This window comes from Vibrio sp. 1F169 (genome assembly GCF_041439605.1).
GTDB lineage: Bacteria > Pseudomonadota > Gammaproteobacteria > Enterobacterales > Vibrionaceae > Vibrio > Vibrio tasmaniensis_A.
This window is the reverse complement of the sequence record NZ_JBGOOI010000018.1, coordinates 40,810-59,807: the sequence shown is the minus strand read 5'-3', so window position 1 is coordinate 59,807 and position 18,998 is coordinate 40,810. Positions and strand designations below refer to the sequence as shown.

Sequence of the window (18,998 nt, the reverse complement as noted above, 5' to 3'; positions counted from 1 at the left end):
ACCAAGGAGCTATTTATGGAAGATAAGACTAAGGTACATCAGGATGTAAAACAAAATAACGAGGAATTCTCAAAAGACTTTGAGGTTGAGGCTAGTGAAAGCATTTGCTGCGATAATGATAGTCCACGTCAAGATGTTGGGCACTAGTTTATAAGACGTTATGGAGAAGCCCTCTAGAATGAGGGCTTTTTAAATATAAATGATATCTATTTCAGTAATAAATAGCTCTCTTAATAGTGCTTTTAACTCAACAATGATTGAACCTACTTACAGGGTTTTTAAAGGACAAAGCTTAGATTATAGAGCATGTGCGTCAATACCAAAATTATGGGGTGATTGTGATCAACCTCCTCACGAGCATTTAAGAGGAATTGTCGGTGAGGGTTACTGCTTGGCAATCAATGAGCTTTCTAAATGGAGCTTGTTGCTGACTAGAGAAATTAATGCACTACTATTGGAAAGTGAAATATTAGCGAGATACAAAAATCCAGACTTAAAAGACGTGTATGTTTTTATATCTACTTCAGAAAATTGGACGCCGTTTGGAGTTCATCGAGATTTCGAAGATTCGATCATTTTAGACATTGATGGTTTAGGACGGTGTATTTATGAATGGCCTAATGAAAATGATGTAGAGTTCGACTTTCCTATAATAGAAGCCAGAAGCTTCATGGGTATTACTTTTGATTATGTAGATAAGTTGCCTTCCGCTCAATGTGTTCGCCTAAAAAATGGCGAGTCTCATAACGTTAAGTCTAAAGTTTTACACATTTTCAAAAGTAATGGTCCAGGTCTATTCATAGGATTGAGTTGTGTGGAGTCGCTCGACGGCAATGTGTTTATTCCTCCGATTTACGATCCTAACCTTAAAGCTAATATCAAAATTCTATGTCGTCGCGCGAAAGTAGCGCTTAATAGTTTTAAGCTTGAAGGTGGTTACATCGAGACTCGATATGGGAGAATAAAATTAACAGATGAAGAAAAAAATAGATTATTTAGTAAGAAATTCAAATTATCCAAACCTGTAGTGTTAAGAGAACTAATTTCGTCAAAAAGCGATTCCAATTTAATCGAGAAAATGATCAAGATAGGCGCTGTGTATGTTTTTTAAATTTTATCAAGAAATATTTAACTCTATAGATGAGTTAAATATTGGAATTAAACCTTCAGATTCATTTTCGACATCGCATGTAACACCTGAAAAATTTAGGAGTTTGGCTGCCTCAATATACGACTCAATACTAAATGTTGGAAGTTCTAGGTTCAACCTGAGATTGATATCGGAAGGGAAGGATATCCACCCAGCTATGTTCATTGAGTCGAGAATAGGTGATGGTCTTATCGAACATTCAGTAGTTGATGGCGATAATGTGGTGCAATATTTGAAAAAAGGAGGAACGTTTGTCTTCGATCATATGAATGACTATATACCCCAAGCAAGGTTAGTACAGGAGTATATTGAATCAAAGTATGGTGTTAAGTGCTGGGTACAGTGTTATGTAACATGCTCAGAAGGAACAGCGTTTTTGATGCATGCTGATGACCACCCCTTTATTATTTTCCAAATTATGGGAAAGAAACAATGGAGTCACGATAACAATACGCCAAATATCACTTATAGCGTAGGTGATATGGCGTTTTACCCTAGAGGTAAGAAACATAATGTTCACGGTTTAGGTGAACTCACAATGCATCTAACAGTGGCATTTGAGGGGTATAATGATACGACATATGATCAGTTGAGCTTGGAAGAGAAGTTGAAGGTTTTGAAACCTAGAGTAGGTAGTAGTTTGCCGTATTCTATTGCACCTGAATTATTGAAAAAAACAACCAATCTAAGGGCTTATTATAATCACTTTCCTCCGTTAAAATCGATGGGCTCTTATGATGTGTTAATTACACCGAAAAAGCGAATAAAATTGAAGCCTATTTATTCTTCGATACTTAAATTAATTCAAACTGAGTTTTTCCTTAACGCAAGGGATATATCTAATGAATTAGGGCTTCCTGAAATTCAAGTAATGGACTTCCTATTATTCGGGTTGAAAGAAGGCTTAATAATCAAAGGATTTACAGATGAAAGCTATTAGATTAAAACTATTGGGTAATATTAGTAGAAACTTTTTCCTTTTTTGTATCGCCTCGTTTGTTTCTTCTATAGGGAATTCTATAATACCAATAGCCTTTGCCATCGAATCTGTAAAAATATCTCCGTCAGGCGTAGGTATTAGCATCGTGCTTATATCTTTATGGTTAGGGAGATATTTAGGGACTTTACAATATCGAAGAACAAGTTTTGTTAACCTTAAGAGAGTAATCCTTGTCTCGGATTTTTTTAAGCTATTGACGCAGCTTGGTTTACTTCTTTATATCTACATTTATAGTAATGATATCGTAGCAATGGCAGTATCTTCTTTTATATACGGTATAGCTTCATCTTTTTTCGCCCCTTCCTCATACAGGTTGATACCAGTAATTACTTTAGAAAAGGAAAGGGAGAGATGTAATTCAATCCTATCGGCTATGGGTGACGTTTTTGGGATCCTTGGGCCATTAGTTGGCGCTACGATAGTTATATTTCTTGGCTTCGAACTAGTTCTATTGGTTGATGTTATTACTTTTGGCTTCGCCTTACTTATGTTTTCCTTAATGGATCTTGAAAAGCAAGTCAATTCAGTTGGCGAGTCAGAAACACCCAAACCTGATACAAACTCAAATAAGATGTCTATGATTCCAGTTTGGTCTGAGAATGGTATAAGAAGTTGGTTCTTTGCCTCAGTTTGTATTGGGTTTATGGGTAGTGCGGGGCCATTCTTAATTATACAAAATCATTCAGAATATTCATGGGCACTTGTTGCGACTATAGTTTCAGTGGGTTCTCTGTTAGGGTCGGCCTCCGTTATGACAGGAAAGCTTACCAACGTAAAATGGAAAGGTGTCCACTTCCTATGTTTATTATTCCTTACTATTCAATTGTTGGCTTTCAATAGCCAAATGAACATTTACATAATCGCGATGTTTGGCCTTATTGGAGCTCTATTTACCACTATGAGTGGTGTGAAGTGGGATACGAAAGTTCAAAATGAGCTATCCCCTAATCAACTATCGATTTTTGCTGCTAAGGAACAACTTTGGATGAATACCGCAATACCTATGGGAATGTTGCTGTTTGCTTTTGCATCACTAGTTGAGTTAATTGATCTTACCTTAATAGTCATTTCAGTTACTACATTCTCAAGCATGATATTTTTGATACGTAGAGAGTGATTGGAGTGTGTACAAGACATCATACCTCCTCGCTTTGGTAACAGGACAAGCAAGCGGACGAATTCTATTTGGCCTAAACAGCGATTATCGTCTCAATATTTAATTGTTGCTGATATTTTTCATAGTCTTTGAGCATCGAATCTAGGGTCACGATCATCTTTCCTACTGTGCGGGTGCAGGTCTTTTAGAGCAACCCTAAGAAGCAATTTCTCTCCAGTACCTTCATGGGCTTTTTCTCTACCAAGAGTTATCTATTTTTTAGTTCTGTTCATTGTGAATCCCCGTTTTGTATCACGAGGATAAATTCGAACTAGCTATCATCACTCACCTTGCTTAGATCTAGTTGCAAGCTTACGCGTTAGTTCTTTACTTCGATCTAAACAGAATAATTATATGAATCATACTGATAGCTCACTGTTTGTAGAGAAAAAATTCTATCTAATAGCTGTTCTGCATCTCCTTGTTATACCTCTCAATTAACAATAAAAATATATGCATAGCAATTAATTGCATTATAATGTCAACCTAAAAATTAAGGGTTTAGCTGTATGATGAAAGTAAATTTGGACATAGTTATCGGTAGTCCTGATAATGAAATTGATATGCAATATGGACTGGAAACACTCAAAGGAACGTCTGATGTCGTTAGTATCGCTGCTGAAGCTATACTTAGAGCAAGAGTTCCTGAAAAGAGAACCCATAAAAGTGACGCTAGGACAAAACTGAAACAGTCATTTACAGGCTCATATGGGCATAAGTTCTCTATTGAAATAGTTGATAAAGAGTTGCAAAGTCGCTTGAGAAAAATTGGAACCGATACTTTCTTAGAGGTATTAAGCTACTTTGTATTAGAAGCATTATATTTGGATACGGGTCAATTGAGCCCTGATGCAGAAGCTTTAGTAGAGGAACTGTCTGATATCACAGATAAACTAGTAGACAGGTTGAAAGAGCCTTTGGTGGATACGCACAAGATTGCTAACTACTTTAACTATGACATAAAATTGCGTCAAAGAAAGCGAGGGTGGCCAGAGCCTAAAGAGTTACTACTTTTTAACAATTGTACAGCGAAGAACATAACAGATGCTGAACGGTCTGATGTAGAAGAAGAAATGGACGTTGTTATAGTAAGGTTCCATTCAATTACTGGTAACGGCCGTTTTTACATTAAGGCGCAAGAAGAAATAGAATCATTTGGGTTTGCTAGTAAGGTTCGCGCGGTTAACGACGAGATGCGTAAAGCAATATCTTCAAACTTGCATAAAAATAATACGTTACCGCCAGAAAATGGTGAGTTTATAAAAGTTAGAGTTAAGAGAGTTGCATTGCCTACTGGTAAAGTAATCAAGTACTTGATAACAGGTATATATGTATGATGTTTAGACGAATAGTTGGAATTTCAGTTGCAGCTATTGCACTTGCATGGTTGTCTTATTGGTATAATTTTAGCTATTTACACTCTTACGAGATTTCTAAAAACCCAGGAGATTGGGGTGTTTTGGGCGATTTCTTGGGTGGGGTTTTAAACCCAATTCTGACTTTTTTCACGATTGTGTTACTTGTCAGCTCTTTAAGCTTACAGCGTGAATCTAATGATCACTTGAAATCAGAAATCGAGAAGAGTGAGCACTTTGAGAAAATTCGTGCTTTTGAATCTCGTTTTTTTAATATGATTGACTCCCAGAAAGTACTATTTGAAAGCTTTAAGCTTAGTTTTTTAAATAATGGTGAAGTCGATGTAAAGTATTCCTCAGCAGCTGTTAGTGAATTGGAGGACTTGATACTTCAATTAAAAGGAGCAAACGCCTCAGTACCTCAGATAAAAGGTGCCATAGAATCGTTTGATGATAATGATGCAATTTACTCTGTAACCCGAACATTCTGTATTATTGTAAAAACTATTGATGGGAAAATGTCGGAAGAGAATGGTTTTACTTTAACTGATAAAAAAGAGTTCTATGAAACTTTAATCAACTTTACCGATTACTCATTATTCAAGCTGGTTCTTATTTGTACAAAATATTTAGATCAGGACAACCTAAAGGTTCTTGCGAAAAAAGATTTTAAAGACGTTTTAAGTTGTGTAGGTGCAGATAGTTATTTGAGCAACATCTAATGCTGGCATTCGGTGCATAATAAAGCATTTGAAAGTGATTCCTAACGCTTGGTATTTTCATTCCATCGTTGGGCTTTGTGTTTACGCTTGTGTGGTTGGGTTTCGTGGTAGCGTTGCTAACGCCTCAATGCGGCGTTAAATTGCAAGTCAGTATCGAGGAAATATGAAACTAAAAAGATTAAAAACAATTCCTGAAGTAGAAAACTTAAGTATTCGCCTAGATGGTGGTTTTGAGCAGCAGGTATTTACATCGGCTCTGCGAAATTACTGCTCAATGGGTAACCCGATACGCTTTAACAACTTTGCTTTTGTAATCCGAGAATTACTTTCTCGCGTCACCGATCGTCTCGCTCCTGTTGAGAGCGTAAAGTTAGCGTGTTGGCACGTACGTGCGTCTGAAGAACGAGAAGTAAATAGAAGACAGCAATTAAAATTTTGTACGCAAAGCTATTTCCCCGATGACCTTGTGCCAGATGGGGTGAAAGAAGAAGTCAAAGAGGTTACAAAAGATTACCTAGATTTATATCAAAAACTTAATAAATACACTCATATTAATGAGCAGGCATTAGGTAAAAGCCCGAAAGAGGCGTTTGCTTTCCTGAAAGATTTACTGTCCTCATTCACTAGTATTTTAGACGCTATTCATGACATAAAGAGCTATATCATTGATGAAGTTGAACAAGAAGTACACGATATAGTCTTTGATAAGCTAGTCTTTGAATCACATGAAGCTTTAATTGAAATATCATCTCACACAGTGGTAGATGCTATTAACGTTGAATCTTTTAGTATTGAAAGTGTTGAGCCAGACAAGGTCATCTTTAATGGGTATGGTGATGTCGATTGCACTCTAAACTATGGACCTAAAAGTGACCCGTTATCTATTGGGCAAAGTGTGTCATTTACTTTCAAGGTCAGTGCTCCTATAAGTGATATCACGAAGCTAGATTTTTTTGAGCAAGGTATGTATCTGGATAATAGTTCGTTCTACGAATAGCAACTCAAGAAACAATTTATGATTGATTCAGAATGCTTGGCCTTTTGGTTTAGTCTAGTTTAGTGATTACGGTGTTAAATTTGAGTGTTGTGGTCGCGTGCTGCACGCCTGAATTGGGCGTTATGTTTTAAAATTAGAGTATGGGAGTACTGAGTGAAAGTTACAGCAACGGGTGTAATTGCATTGTTCTCTATAGTATTGACCTGTTTTGGTTTTTTACTGGGAACTACAGCCTTAAGTCAGAGCTTTTCAGGTATTAAATGGACAGATATTATTGCAGCTGTTGGCTCTATTCTAGCTGGTGTAGGTACTATCATCGGTGTTTTTGTCGCGTTTTATGTTGGTGGGCAGTGGCGCAAGCAAAATAAAGTTAGTTCATTTACAGCCTATTACGAAACACTACTTAAGTTGCTAGATTGCACTGTAGAACAGGGCACGATTTTGATGAATCGAGTGATAGAGGATTATCCGCATGATCTTGAGTTTAGTAACTATGAGCGCGAGAGGATGTCGCACCTTAGCCGTACGTTTGATGAATTGATGTCTTCAATCATTAGTGAATATGCAAAATTAGAATTGTTATATCAAGTGGATGATGTTGCTCCTCTTAATCCAATATCACTACGAGAGCAAATTGGTAAATATCGCGCTGTGCAATATGTATATCGCCCACATGAGGTTGATCAGGCCGAATATGAGAAGAACGTCAATAGAGAGTTTCAAGATTTGAAGTCGGTCTTCAATAGACATAAACAGCATGTAAAAACAGTGATAAACAAAACATAAAAGTTAGTTTAAGTATGATTTATAACACTTGGCATTCTTTGGTTTGAATCAGCTTTAGTGTCTACAGCAAACTAGGTTAGTGATAGCGTTGCTCACTACTTAATTGGGCTTTATACGAATCCATATTTTGGAGTATCCAGTAGTAAAATGATTAAAATTCTTTTAGATACCAACATTCTGCATCAGGAAGGTTTGCAATCATCTCGATTCCAAGTATTACAGAGGCTGATTAAAAGTAATGCAATTTGCTTAGTTATTCCCGAAATGGTGTTGAAAGAATATAAAAGTAAAAGGCAAGACCAAGCTGAAGGTGAATTAAAGAAACTAAACTCAGCACTGGACAACCTAGATAGAAAATCCATCTTAGAAAAAGATAAGTTTGTCGTAAGACAATTTACAAATTTCGTGTCATCGTCAATAAAAGAAGCAGATCGATTCGTAGATGCATGGGTAGAAGAGAATAAGGTCGTGGTGCCATTAATCTCGGATACTTCAATTGATGATCTCTTTAAATCCTATTTTTCTGGGACAGGGGCGTTCCGTAATAAGAAGCAAAGAGAAGATATCCCAGATGCAGTGATTTTAGATGCTATAGGCAAACTGGCGAAAGAAGATGAGTTGTTTGTTGTTGCCAAAGACGGCGCATTAATTGAAGCAATAAAAGACATTGACAATGTAGTGCTTTTTAAAGACCTCACTGAAGTAATCGAAATTCCGCAGTTGAAAGCAACTCTTGTTGAATTGAACGCAAGTGAAAGAAAAGTTACGTCTATTATAGAAACTCTCTCAACATTCGATTCTTGCTATGAGATTTCTCAGTATCTGACGGACAATTATCTAGTAGAAGTCGAAGGTTTTTATGATGAAGACTTTGTCGAACTACCATATGATCTTAGCAATATTGAGTTAGCAGAACATGAAGTGCATGTTCGAAATTTAAAGGAAATTTCAGTCGATTCTCCTCGCTATTTGGGTAATGGAAAATTTGCTTACACGCTTGCTGCTGAATGTGAAGCACAACTGTCATTTTATTGTGAAAATGATGCATATGAATCACTCTCATATGAATATCGAAAAGCGCTCTCAAAATCAGAAATTGAAGATTTAAGCAAAGTTAGAGTTACTGGTAGTATTGAGGTCGTCTTTAAGGGGGTTATAGAGCTAAGTGGTATCGAAACCGACATCGAAACAAGTCAACTTCAAGTACATTTGTCGTATCTTGGTGCCGACAAAAGTCATATCAGTTGCGATGTAAGCTTAGAAAAGATAGAGGTGCAGGATATCTACTGAATTCGCCTAATAAAAGCGTTTAAGATTTCAAGGTACTTTTTCTAATCTGGCGCAAGTCGAATAGAGCGATATAACTGACACGTTTTTGTCCAAAACCATCACAGGCTGAATTTTTACCCGTGGCACGTTCTACCTCAGAAATGCCCCAAAGCTTCTTAGAGTGCTAGATCTGGCACGTTTTTGTTACTCAAAATTTATCAAGTAAAACACTGATATATCTTGCGTTGCATAGAAGCGTTGAGCAAGATAGACGGAAAGAAAAAGCGGAGTTATTCCGTCTACTAAGCGTTATGTTTTTAAGGAGGGTTAGTGCTTAAAAATCTATTCAAGAAGAAAGAGTCCGCATTAAAGGAAAATGAAATTCGTGTTGTCATCCCCGAAGAAGAGTATGGGATATTAGAATGGAAAGAAGAAGGGCTACCTTGTATAGGGGTACTCAATTCTGCTTTAAAGAACTTTGAACCTAAAAAAATATTTAGTTGGCATCTTTCCCTTATAATTGATTATAAAGAGCTTGTTGATAACGGTATGCCGTCTCAAGAAGAACGAGATATAGTTGATCCTTTCTGTGACCAGTTAGATGAAGAGATCAAAGCTGGGGGCAATGCTCTTTTCTTAGTTCGTGAAACTTGGAATGGCACGAGACGGATGGTTTGGAGAGTTTACGATCCTGAAATAGCGAATCAGCACTTACAATACCTTTTAGAGCATTACAAATACCCCAGAGAATTTGATTACCATATGGAACAAGATATGGAATGGGAGCAAGCGAAGTGGTATTTCGAGCAAATAAAAACGTAGCGTTTAAGGTTTTAAGATATTATTTCTAATCTGATATTTAAGTGGTTTAGCGCAATACGCCTAAATCGTTTATGTCCAGAGACGTTCTAGCGCTAATTGCCGCTAACTGTAATCTCGTCATTTTTAGCCTGTACTTTGGGGGTTAAAGTGCCCCTGTATATGAGGAACTTGGCGTTAATGTAAAAACAGTGTGGTCAAATCTACACCCCAACCCCTTCCAATAGGGGCGTTTTTCATCGATAATTTAGCCTCTTAGCGAAAACAAAGACTAATTGGAAAGCGTTCCAAAAATGCCCCTGTATTTTCAATTATTCACCACACCCTACGGCGCATTGAAATCAATGCAAATGGTTGTCTGTGATAAACATAAAGACAATAAAAACAAAAACTTAAAAAGATAATAGTCGCTTAAAGTAAAGTCAGAAAATTTTCAAAAATTACACTAATTAGCCGATTAAATTTCAATGGATAAATATATATTTTCAATGAATATTGATTGATCCCTTATAGATAAAGCGATGAGAGCATTTTCAATGTATTTACAATTTGAAATCATTGAATGTTGATTGATCCCTTTATTGACAAGTACTGAGGAGTATTTTATAAAATTAGTTGATTGAAATTTCATTGAAATAATAATGCTTTTAATTGAGCTTGAGGAGGGCAATATGACACGTTCTTATCCGCTACAAAGTTCTTTACGTGGAAAGTTAGCGCAAGATTTTAAGACGTTTAGGGATAAGGAAGCGTTAAGTGATGCAGAGGCTACACGGCAACTTTTGATGTTGGCACTGCGCATCAAACTCAATGACAGTGAGGATGATAGTCCATCGAACCGTGCGTTGATGGAAGAGATTTATCGTGTCGTTCGCGGCTCATCTGCGATCACTGATGTGGTTCATGGACAAACCTTTGATGGTGAAAAATTATTCCGAGATCAAAAAGAATCCAAACCCTTTAGGCAACAGGTTAAATCTGATATTGATAATAAAGTTGATGAGTTTCTGGCAGGCGAAAAAAAAGGGTAGTCCATTGGACATACCCTTTTTCTACCGCTCTAACTCTTTATCTGGTTTATTATATTGGTCATTGTTGTTGTCACGCTCATGATTAAAATCAAACGATTTTTGAGGGGAGGTTTCTTTACTGTCGAAGTGATCAAGCTCTTTATCTTTGATTTCTTTTTTGTGTTGATTAATATCAGTGTCCGGCTTGTCGGTTAATGAATCATGGTCTTGAGTGGGTGTGTCGAATTCCTCTTTTTGTTGATGCGCTTGTTGATGGTATTGTTCAATACCCTGTTTAATTTCCTCAAGCATGTTGTCAGGTGAAACAAAATGAATATCTCTATCTGAAAAGTTCGCCATGATTTTTTCAATGTTGTTGGGGTTCAACTCAGTATTGCCTTGACTCAGTACAATCACTATATTCTGTCTGAGTTCATCGGTGGAAATATTCTGGATGTCATTCTTATGATTGACATTGATAATGTCGTATTGACCTTGGTGAGCTTGATTGATAATAAAAGCATTTTCTATTGAGGTACTGATGATGGTAGTGTGCAAATCACTGCCTTGATGAAATTGCGTCATTTGTTTGGATTTAGTGCCTAATGTCCTTGGATTGATCTCGAGTGCCGGATCTTTATTTCCTTGCCCGTCTAAATAAGTGACTTCGATCGCTTTTGTTTCTCCTTTTTTATCGTGAATGTTGGTTATCATCGCCGGGTGAAATGTTTTGTCCTCTGAGGAATATACCGCTTGATGAAAGTGAACATGGTCATTTTTAGGGTGTTCAATCCCGAATTTATTTAGGTAGATCTCTGCCAATGTGCCCGTGAGTGGTTGACTGGTTTGTATATACTCTTTTGCCCTTTCTTCAAACTGCGCAATATGTCTTGGGGTAGTGTTGAGCAATTTTTCATGTTTGCTGTTTTCTTCCAGTTGGTATCTTTCTGGCTCATTGAGCATTTTGTGGGCTTCTTTCATTGCCTCCTTATAATCTATTTTCTTACTATTCATCATTAAATTGATTAGTGAGCCTTTTTCACCGGTTGTATAGTCTTTGAAATACCCTCGATACTCACCCGTTAACGATACTTTTATAGCCGATTTCCCAATGCCAAAGGTGAGATAATCACGGTCTGATTTAGATGGGTTTGGTTGTCCCAATAGGTTGATGGCTAAGCTTTCGGTGTATTTAGGTAATGCTTGGTTGATGTGCTCTTTAAATTGGTTGTAGTCAAAATCTCCGTTTCTATTTTGATAACGCACGTCTTCATGAGGTAGGGCTTTGTCATTAAAGTAAGGGGTACTTTGTGGTGCAATGTTATCAATGGTTTCAATGGCACTGTGTTTATTGACCTCTTTCGATAACCAGCTCTTCATCATCTGTTTTGGGTTGTCGGTAAAGAGTTTTACATGAGTACTCGCCCGGCTCAAATCGATGTAAGCGCGTCTTAAGTTCGTCAGTGCGCCTTTGCCTTTGAGGGTGGTAATGACGGACTGATACGTCGCTCCTTGCGCCATATCTGCGGTTCTGGTGTAAGCGTAATCCCAATGCCCATCTTTGAGTTGGTTTGGGTTGAGGTTTAACGTTTGCCCCTCTTTCGAAAGCGCGGTGATTTCTTCCTTGGTGGCATGGCTGATGGTGTATTCCACATTGGCTTTAATGCCTCGCGCTTTGTCGGTAAAGCGGGTCATGATTTTATCACCGGTTGAAAGCGGCTTTTCTGATTGAGCGAAGAGTGACGTGTATTTGTGGTCTTTGTTGCGTGGCAAAAACGGTTTTGTCTTACCTGTATTCACGTCTTGAAGTGTCACCACACCGTGCTCCGAATCAACGTGGGTAATGAGGTCGTACTCTCCTGGTTTGGTGCTTAAAATGAGCCCTTTCTGATAAGGCATCATAGTGGCTAACTCTTCTTTGCTATCACCTGTAGAGCGCAATCGGGTGGTGGTGATGTTCTCTTGGCCTATCTCCCGTGTTTTCATCAGTCCGACACGAATGTGCTCAGTGATGTGGTCACGCTCATTATTCGTGTAAGCAATGATAAGCGTGTTTTCTCGCGTTTCGGGCGTACGGGCAAGGTAGTCCTGCGCTACAGCGTAAGGCAGCTTTTCGGTGGCGATTAGCTGTGCTTTGCTTTGGTCTTTCGCACTCTCATCGAGGGTGGAAATGATATGTTGCGTGCTACCGAGCGTATCAGGGCCTTGCTGAGAGAGTTTACTGAGGGCGCTGTCTGGCTGTTTATCAACAATGTTGTGCACGGCGCCAAGCAGTATTTCATTCTTCTGACGAATGATGTCGGTCATAAAAGCCGTATCGAGGAGTCCTTGGCTCATGCTCAATTCAAACGGTTTACCGGCATTAAGAGAAAGCAGCTGCTCTTTATCCCCAAGCAAGGTGGCTTTGGAGCCGCTTTGTAATACAAGGTCGGTGAGCTCTTTGGCTTGTTGGTTGCTGACCATCGAGCTTTCATCGAGGAAGAATAGGGTGTTTTTGTAGTCCTCTGGTAAGGTGATGCCACGTCTTAGGTCGGTCAGTAAGCTTTCCAGCGTTTGCGCTTGTATCCCTTTGCTTTCCAGTTCGCTGACGGCGGCGTGAGTTGGCGCCAGACCGATCACTTGCGAAGGTGAGTGTGTACTGGCTTGGCTAGCGTGTTGAATCAATTCAATGTTGGATTCGAGCAGGGTGGATTTACCTGTGCCTGCCAAACCTTGCACGGCCACAAAACTGTCTTTGGTCGTTGAGATAAGGGTGATGCCGTCCTTTTGCCCTTGGGTAAGGCGAGGCTGTGCATCGAGATAATCTCTGACTTGTTTGTGGGTGGCAAACGGCTTGTGTTGATTTTTCCCTTGATCAATGTTCCGTAAAATGTGCTTTTCGGTATCGAGCGCCGCTTGGGTGGTCCAGCGTGTGCCATCGTTGTATTCGGCAGAGAGGACATCACTTCGTTTGGCGAGCTCTGTTTCAATTTGCTCTTTGATTATCGGTTGATTGGCCTCTTCAAAAGCGTAACGGATCGCTTCGACGACTAACGCTTTTTGTGTAAACGCCGCTTCTTTTTCAGAAAGATGACTCAGGGCAAAGTTCAACGCTTTCTCTTGCAGTGGTGAATTTTGCTCTTTGTTTAAGAGGTTGAGGGCTTGCTTGATGTCGCTTTTGACGGTGAGGGCGGTGGTGTCAGTCAGGTAGCGGTCGTTGACACTTTGAGTGTGCATCACTCGCTCGATAGCAGAAAGCTTCACTTCGCTTTTCTCAAGCGCGGCCTGGGCTTTATCGGGGTTGTCGGTAAACACATCGATGCGCGCGCTTTTCTCGGTCAGATCATGGAAGAGCGCTTTGGATAGCGTAAAGGCTTTGCCTGAAATGAGAGTGTGCGGCCTTGGTTCGATATGACTGGTGGAATGCACATAGTCGTATTTTAGTGGTGCGTCTTTCAGCGCTGCAACGGATAAGGTTTTTGATTCGCCTTGCGTGTCGGTTAACGTTAGGGCTTCTTTAGAGATATCCGTGACCACGTAATGTTCATTGGCGTTCAACCCGGATGGAAAGTGCTTACCGGTGGTTATGAGGCGTTCACCTTGGTTGACTTGTAACGATTCAGGTTTAAAGAGCTGCATGTTGAGGGCTTTGAATCCGGCGGAAGCGGGATCGAGGGTGTATTCTTGGCCATCGGTTTTGCTGAGGACATGGACTCGATTGTTTGCCTTATCCGATGTTGAAACCACTAATTCTTGAGGTTTTCCCTCTTCCCAATGGCGAAGGGTCATGCCCGGCTTGTAGTGTTGCGCTAACTCCTGTTGGGGTTTAGACAAATAATGAGGCTGCTGAGTAAACAAGGTGATGCCACTGCGGGCAAGTTGACCCTCGTTCTGCAGAGAGGTCCGGATCGCGTCCGTCAATCTTCGTTGTTCAACGTGAGAAGTCGCCAGCACTTGTGTGTCTTCTTTGTTTGATAAGTAGGTATAAGCTCTGGCGAGGGTGCGCGTATCGCTGTTGTGCAAGGCAACCTTACTGTCTATCTGTTTGCTGTCTACCCAAGAGTGCGAGACGACGTTGCCTTTGCGGTAAAGCTCGATGGCGTTATAGGCTTTAAAACCTTGGCGACTGGACGTGTTGTTCAGCAAGATGACTTTGCTCCCCGAGCCCTTAGCTTTTGTATTTAAAGCCATCAACTCATTGGCGCTCATTTTGTGGGCGCTGTCGACGAGAAGGATGTCTTTGTTGGTCATAGGGACGTCTGAGTGCAATAAACTATGGACAGAGTGACGCTGCTCTTCTTGAAATCGGTGTTTTACCCAGGCTGCGATCGTATGACTTTCACGTTGGATGGTTTGGCTATGACGGTGTTTGTCTTTGGCGTTTTGTGACACTAAGTGGACACGTTTACCGACATGGTTGCCGACGTTCAATAGGTTTTGCGCGATTTGCTCACTGTTACCAAACACATTGACCACATGAAACTGTTTGGTGGACTGGTAAATGTCCGCCACCTTTTGGCGGTTGCCTTGAGTGAGGTTCAGTTTATCTAACGTAGCGTCATTGACGGGAGTACGCATATGGTGCGTACGCCCTTTGCTGGCCGCCATTAACACTTGTTCGGTTTTCAGCATGGTTTGAGTGGTGTATTGACCTTTCATGGAAAGGGGGATAAGCGGCCCGTCTTTCACCCATTGGTCTGCGACCACTTTAAGGTCAATTGCATTGGCTTGTACGCCGCCTTTGGTAAACTCGGCCGTGGCTAATTCTATAATCTTTTCCAGTTTTAATGCCGTGTTGTATTGCCCTAAGTGTTCAACGGCGCGACTAAACGCGTCTTTAGCGATTTGTTCAGGGTGATGCTCTTGTTGAGCTATGCCGAGGGCGTTTTTAACCAAGTCTTCGGGCTGATAGCCTTTATTGCACACCGTTTGTTGCCAGCGAGCATTGAGCGTTGCCTCACTTTCGTAGGTTTTGGCTTTGCGAGTATCGAGTGCGGCTACATCTTTTGCCGCTTGCGTCCCCCCAAAAACTAAGGCTTGTTGGTCGAGCTGTTGTTTGCGAGTAGAAAACGTATCAAGGAGGATTTGAGGGAGGCCTTTGGCTTCAAATTGGCCGTTACCCACGCCTTGCATTTGATAACCCATTTGTTCGCTCTCTTTGGCAAGCTGACTCTGGTAAAGAGCGGTGTAGTACTTTTGGAAGTTGTAAATGCGCTCGCCTGTCCCATTGATGACGCCGCCTTTTTGTTTGAGAGAAGAGGCGAGTGTACGCAGTTGCCCTTCTTTGTCGCGTGTCATGTTTGCCGTCAAAGCGTGGGAATGGAGTTGTGGGTCGTTTTCACGACTGGTTTTATGGCGCACGACCGCAAAGGCCATGGATTCGGTATTGATGAACTCACGAGCGCCTTCGTCATTGATGTGCGTGGCTTGTGCTACGTCTTTTTCTAATTGCGATAGCGCGAATTTGACCGCCGTGTTATGCGCATCGACTAAACGTGTGTCACCCCCGACGAGAGCAAGTACACTGACCGATTTTGGCGCAGAAAAGGTTAGGTCAAACCCCGATTTATGATCGTCGCGTTTGCCTTTGATGGTTTCATGGCCTAGGTGTCCAGATAAAACGGACTCTAACGTTTTTTGGTCAACCGGTTTACCGAGTAGGCCTGCTTCTTCGGCTAACTGACCATGCCAAAAGGTGTTTTCATTGGGACTGTTTTCTTTAAGGTAGTAGTTGTCGTTGCTGTCTTTTTCGAGAGAAATGTCAGGGGTCTCTTGGGTGTTTTCTTCGTTTAAGTAATACTTGGCGGCGCCAGAGGCGGATTTAAGAGGGCTAATGGACATCATAAGGTGTTTTCCTTTTGTTGGGGCGCAGCAAAGCCGCCACGTCAGCGCAATGCCGGTGATTTGGGTGTGGTACGAATGGGGTAGCGGACGGCGTTGATGTGAATGAAAGGGTGGTAAAGGCTTTTTACAGGGGAGGGCAAGATTGTGTTCGGTCTCTAAATGTTCCTTGATGTTTCATTTCGTGTGGTTAATCGTACATCTCGCCCGTTTCTGCTTGTGTCATGGACGCCTCTTCGGTCTCTTGTTGTAGTTCATTTTGTGTGTTTTCAGCGAGCTGTTGGTTTTGGGCTGCGTTATTGGTCGGGTTTTCCTTTTTCGGTGCTTTGGTAAGGGTTTGTTTTTGATGGGTTCTGGTTTGCTGCTGCTCTTCTTCGTCTTCATAGGTACTTTGTTGAATGGCAAGTAATCGGTTTCTTTGGGTTTCATCGAGCTCATGCAACGCAATTAACTCATGAAAAATCAAGGCTTGGTCGATACTCTCCATTGCTTTCCCGCCTGGTAGGCTGCGTTTGATGAAGGAGGGTTGGAGATTGCTCATGCGGTCGTACTTCAGTTGCAGCTTAGTGATGAGCATAGAGTTAGGGGTGCGTAAGTAACACTCTAAATCATCCAAACCTTGGATTTCGGCAGGAGAAACCACAGGACGCGTTTTGTTTTGATGGCCGAGTGAGACACCGTCACGCAATGCGTTCGCCCCGTAAGAGATATTTTCTCGTGAGATATCGATTTCTTGCTCACCAAGATCATCCGAGGAAATGGTGGCCATCGCTTTTGAAGGGGCGCGGAAGAAAAAACGCGTGTTGAGCAAATCAAAAATGACTCTCGCCGCGTTGCGCCCGTAAGTGGTTTCTAATTGAGCGTAAGATTGCAAACCCAGTAAATAACACCCTCCAAATTTACGCACTTCAGAAATAATGTGCGTGAGTTCAGGCAGTTTATGTAATGTAGGCATTTCATCGATGACCACCCAAATTCGGCGGTCGTCATCGGGCTCCATCCCTAGAATGGCGTTGGAGGCAATCGCGAGCCACATAGAGATCAGTGGTCTGAGTGCGGTGTGTTGTCTTGCATTGCTCGATAGGAATAAAAACCCTTGCTGGGATTCATCTTGCACCCAATCTGTGATCGAAAATGGCGCATGTTTACGGTGACCTTGGGCGTCTTTTTCATCCAAACCATGTAAGTAACGCAAAGACTTAATGTAAGTCGCCAGGACCGATTTGATGGATATCGCCGTCTTCTCGATACTTTTCGAGACTAGGGAGCTGGCTTCGGTGCCTTTTAAGTGTTCACCTAACGTTGAAAGCTCAGATGTTAAGATAATGTGCAGCAAATTTTCAATGGTACATTCGTGTTTGTCATCGAGCATCATTTGATAGGTGGTTGCTGCGAAAATGGTTCGTGCGGAATCCACCCAAAACGGATCGCCTTCGCCGTGTTGTGGAATAAGCGCGGCCGCGAGCGATTCAAAGTCAGGGGCTTCTTTGGCATCACTCCAAATATCCCAGGCAGCGCAACGCTCATCGAAGGGATTTAAAATCACGTCTTTATGCGGGTCATAGAATTTACTGACAAAATCGCAGCCTTTATCGTAGATGATGGCTTTATCGCCTCGTGCCCGTATCCAGCGCAATAGCTTGCGAATCGCAACGGATTTACCTGCGCCTGTGGTACCGTCAATCATTAAGTGCTTGACCTCAAACCTATCAACAAAAAGCTTGTGACCATCGAGCGCAAAAGGAGAGAGTTTTTTCTTCTTTTTTAGTTCTGCGGTGACGGCTTTAGGCTCAGCCAATTGAAAGCCGCGAATGTGGTTATCTTCGCTTTGCTCTTGCCCTTTTCTCTTAAACCAGTGGTTGATAATCACAAACAGCACGGTGGAAGTGACCACAGAGACTACTAGGCCAACGAACAGGGCTTGCAGTAATTCTTGGTAGCACTGTGACAATATGGGGTTTTGCAGTTGTTGGCCAAGGGTGCTGCTGTAGCGTTGCTCTTCCCATTCGATCACCACGTTGCGCTTTAGGCTAAAACCTAATTTGTTGAACAGCCAAAAGATACTGTAGTAGTAGGCACCCGTTAATGTGTTGGCCGAGGTGAGGAGGTAAGTGGTGAGAAGGCCGAGCAAGGCCGCGAAGATATTGAGGTACTTGATTGTGGTCACGTTCACTTGCCACCACATTCGAATGTTGTGAAAAGTGATTTGACCACCACGAGTCGTAGACATAGAAAAACTCCTTGTGAAGGAAAACAAAAAAGCGCCCACACTGAGTGAGGCGCTTTTGTTCGGTTTGATGAAATCTGAAATAGGGCTACAAGCTGCAAAAGAGGTGTATTACGACTGCCAAGGCTAAGATACGACAGAATAGCTTGGTGATCACAATTAAGATTGAGCCGTTTCAAAAACGTTTTTGGACATAAATGTGTTTCAGGAATTCTAACATTAGCGATTAATGAATAACTTTTTATAAGGCAAATTTGCCAATTAGTACTTCTTCGTACAGTGCGCACTTTGTCTGATTATGTTTAATGATGCATATCTTATAAAATCAGTTCAACCTCTTGTATTTAGAGCTTTTATCATTTAAGTATCGCGAAATGAGTAAGAATTACATTTTTCGAGAGTTAGAGTGCCAAATGACGAGGTAGCTGAACTGTGTTTCAAAACTGTGAGGACTGGGTACAGTTCAAAATGTTATACGATAGAATGGAGCTACCAACTGGCCAAGTGGTTAGGCCACAACAAATATTAGCAGGAATTGCTCTTTTGGGGATTCAATCGGATCTAGAGATTAAAACCTCAACGCACCTACTAAAACTTGCTAGAAGCATTATCAAAGATCAGGCCATAGAATACGTATATTGTTGAACATTAGGTGAATGATCTAAGTCGCAGTTTATGCCATATGAA

General features: G+C 41.0%; 13 protein-coding genes and 1 pseudogene. 12 read left to right on the top strand and 2 right to left on the bottom strand.

Annotation, left to right across the window (positions count from 1 at the left end):
* Window positions 1–15: 15 nt before the first annotated feature.
* The 11 genes from ACED53_RS09885 (at window position 16) to ACED53_RS09835 (ending at window position 10,285) form a co-directional block, all read left to right on the top strand.
* Window positions 16–147, top strand: coding sequence for a hypothetical protein (locus ACED53_RS09885; protein WP_301338056.1), 132 nt, complete (start codon window positions 16–18; stop codon window positions 145–147).
* A 106-nt stretch (window positions 148–253) separates the two neighbouring features.
* A complete protein-coding gene (locus ACED53_RS09880; protein WP_371715252.1) occupies window positions 254–1,111 on the top strand; it encodes a hypothetical protein in 858 nt (285 codons plus the stop codon).
* Window positions 1,101–2,090: a hypothetical protein gene (locus ACED53_RS09875; protein WP_371715251.1), complete on the top strand. Its 990-nt coding sequence runs from the start codon at window positions 1,101–1,103 to the stop codon at window positions 2,088–2,090. The genes ACED53_RS09880 and ACED53_RS09875 overlap by 11 nt, the downstream gene beginning before the upstream one ends.
* Window positions 2,077–3,267: an MFS transporter gene (locus ACED53_RS09870; protein ID WP_171388279.1), complete on the top strand. Its 1,191-nt coding sequence runs from the start codon at window positions 2,077–2,079 to the stop codon at window positions 3,265–3,267. The genes ACED53_RS09875 and ACED53_RS09870 overlap by 14 nt, the downstream gene beginning before the upstream one ends.
* A gap of 548 nt (window positions 3,268–3,815) precedes the next feature.
* Window positions 3,816–4,643, top strand: a complete 828-nt coding sequence (locus ACED53_RS09865; protein ID WP_371715250.1) for a hypothetical protein — start codon at window positions 3,816–3,818, stop codon at window positions 4,641–4,643.
* Window positions 4,640–5,383: a hypothetical protein gene (locus tag ACED53_RS09860; protein ID WP_371715249.1), complete on the top strand. Its 744-nt coding sequence runs from the start codon at window positions 4,640–4,642 to the stop codon at window positions 5,381–5,383. Before ACED53_RS09865 ends, ACED53_RS09860 begins: the two co-directional genes overlap by 4 nt.
* 163 nt (window positions 5,384–5,546) lie before the next feature.
* Entirely contained in the window at window positions 5,547–6,380 is an 834-nt protein-coding gene (locus tag ACED53_RS09855) for a hypothetical protein (RefSeq protein ID WP_371715248.1), read from the top strand.
* 153 nt (window positions 6,381–6,533) lie between these two features.
* Window positions 6,534–7,166 carry a hypothetical protein gene (locus ACED53_RS09850; protein WP_371715247.1) on the top strand — a complete coding sequence of 211 codons (633 nt, stop codon included), beginning with the start codon at window positions 6,534–6,536 and terminating at the stop codon, window positions 7,164–7,166.
* Between the two features lie 147 nt (window positions 7,167–7,313).
* A complete protein-coding gene (locus ACED53_RS09845; RefSeq protein WP_371715246.1) occupies window positions 7,314–8,456 on the top strand; it encodes a PIN domain-containing protein in 1,143 nt (380 codons plus the stop codon).
* 309 nt (window positions 8,457–8,765) lie between these two features.
* Window positions 8,766–9,257: a DUF695 domain-containing protein gene (locus ACED53_RS09840; protein WP_017101647.1), complete on the top strand. Its 492-nt coding sequence runs from the start codon at window positions 8,766–8,768 to the stop codon at window positions 9,255–9,257.
* A gap of 668 nt (window positions 9,258–9,925) precedes the next feature.
* Window positions 9,926–10,285, top strand: a complete 360-nt coding sequence (locus ACED53_RS09835) for a hypothetical protein (protein WP_029222784.1) — start codon at window positions 9,926–9,928, stop codon at window positions 10,283–10,285.
* A 21-nt stretch (window positions 10,286–10,306) separates the two neighbouring features.
* On the opposite strand, the gene traI is transcribed toward ACED53_RS09835, so the two are convergent.
* Together traI and traD are read right to left on the bottom strand one after the other, a co-directional pair.
* Window positions 10,307–16,087: a conjugative transfer relaxase/helicase TraI gene (traI, locus tag ACED53_RS09830; RefSeq protein WP_102579846.1), complete on the bottom strand. Its 5,781-nt coding sequence runs from the start codon at window positions 16,085–16,087 to the stop codon at window positions 10,307–10,309.
* A 187-nt stretch (window positions 16,088–16,274) separates the two neighbouring features.
* Complete coding sequence (gene traD, locus ACED53_RS09825; RefSeq protein WP_017102203.1) at window positions 16,275–18,314, bottom strand: type IV conjugative transfer system coupling protein TraD; 2,040 nt, start codon at window positions 18,312–18,314, stop codon at window positions 16,275–16,277.
* A 410-nt stretch (window positions 18,315–18,724) separates the two neighbouring features.
* Between traD and ACED53_RS09820 the strand changes: the two are divergent.
* Window positions 18,725–18,956 (top strand): annotated as a pseudogene (locus ACED53_RS09820) (regulator).
* Window positions 18,957–18,998 lie beyond the last annotated feature (42 nt).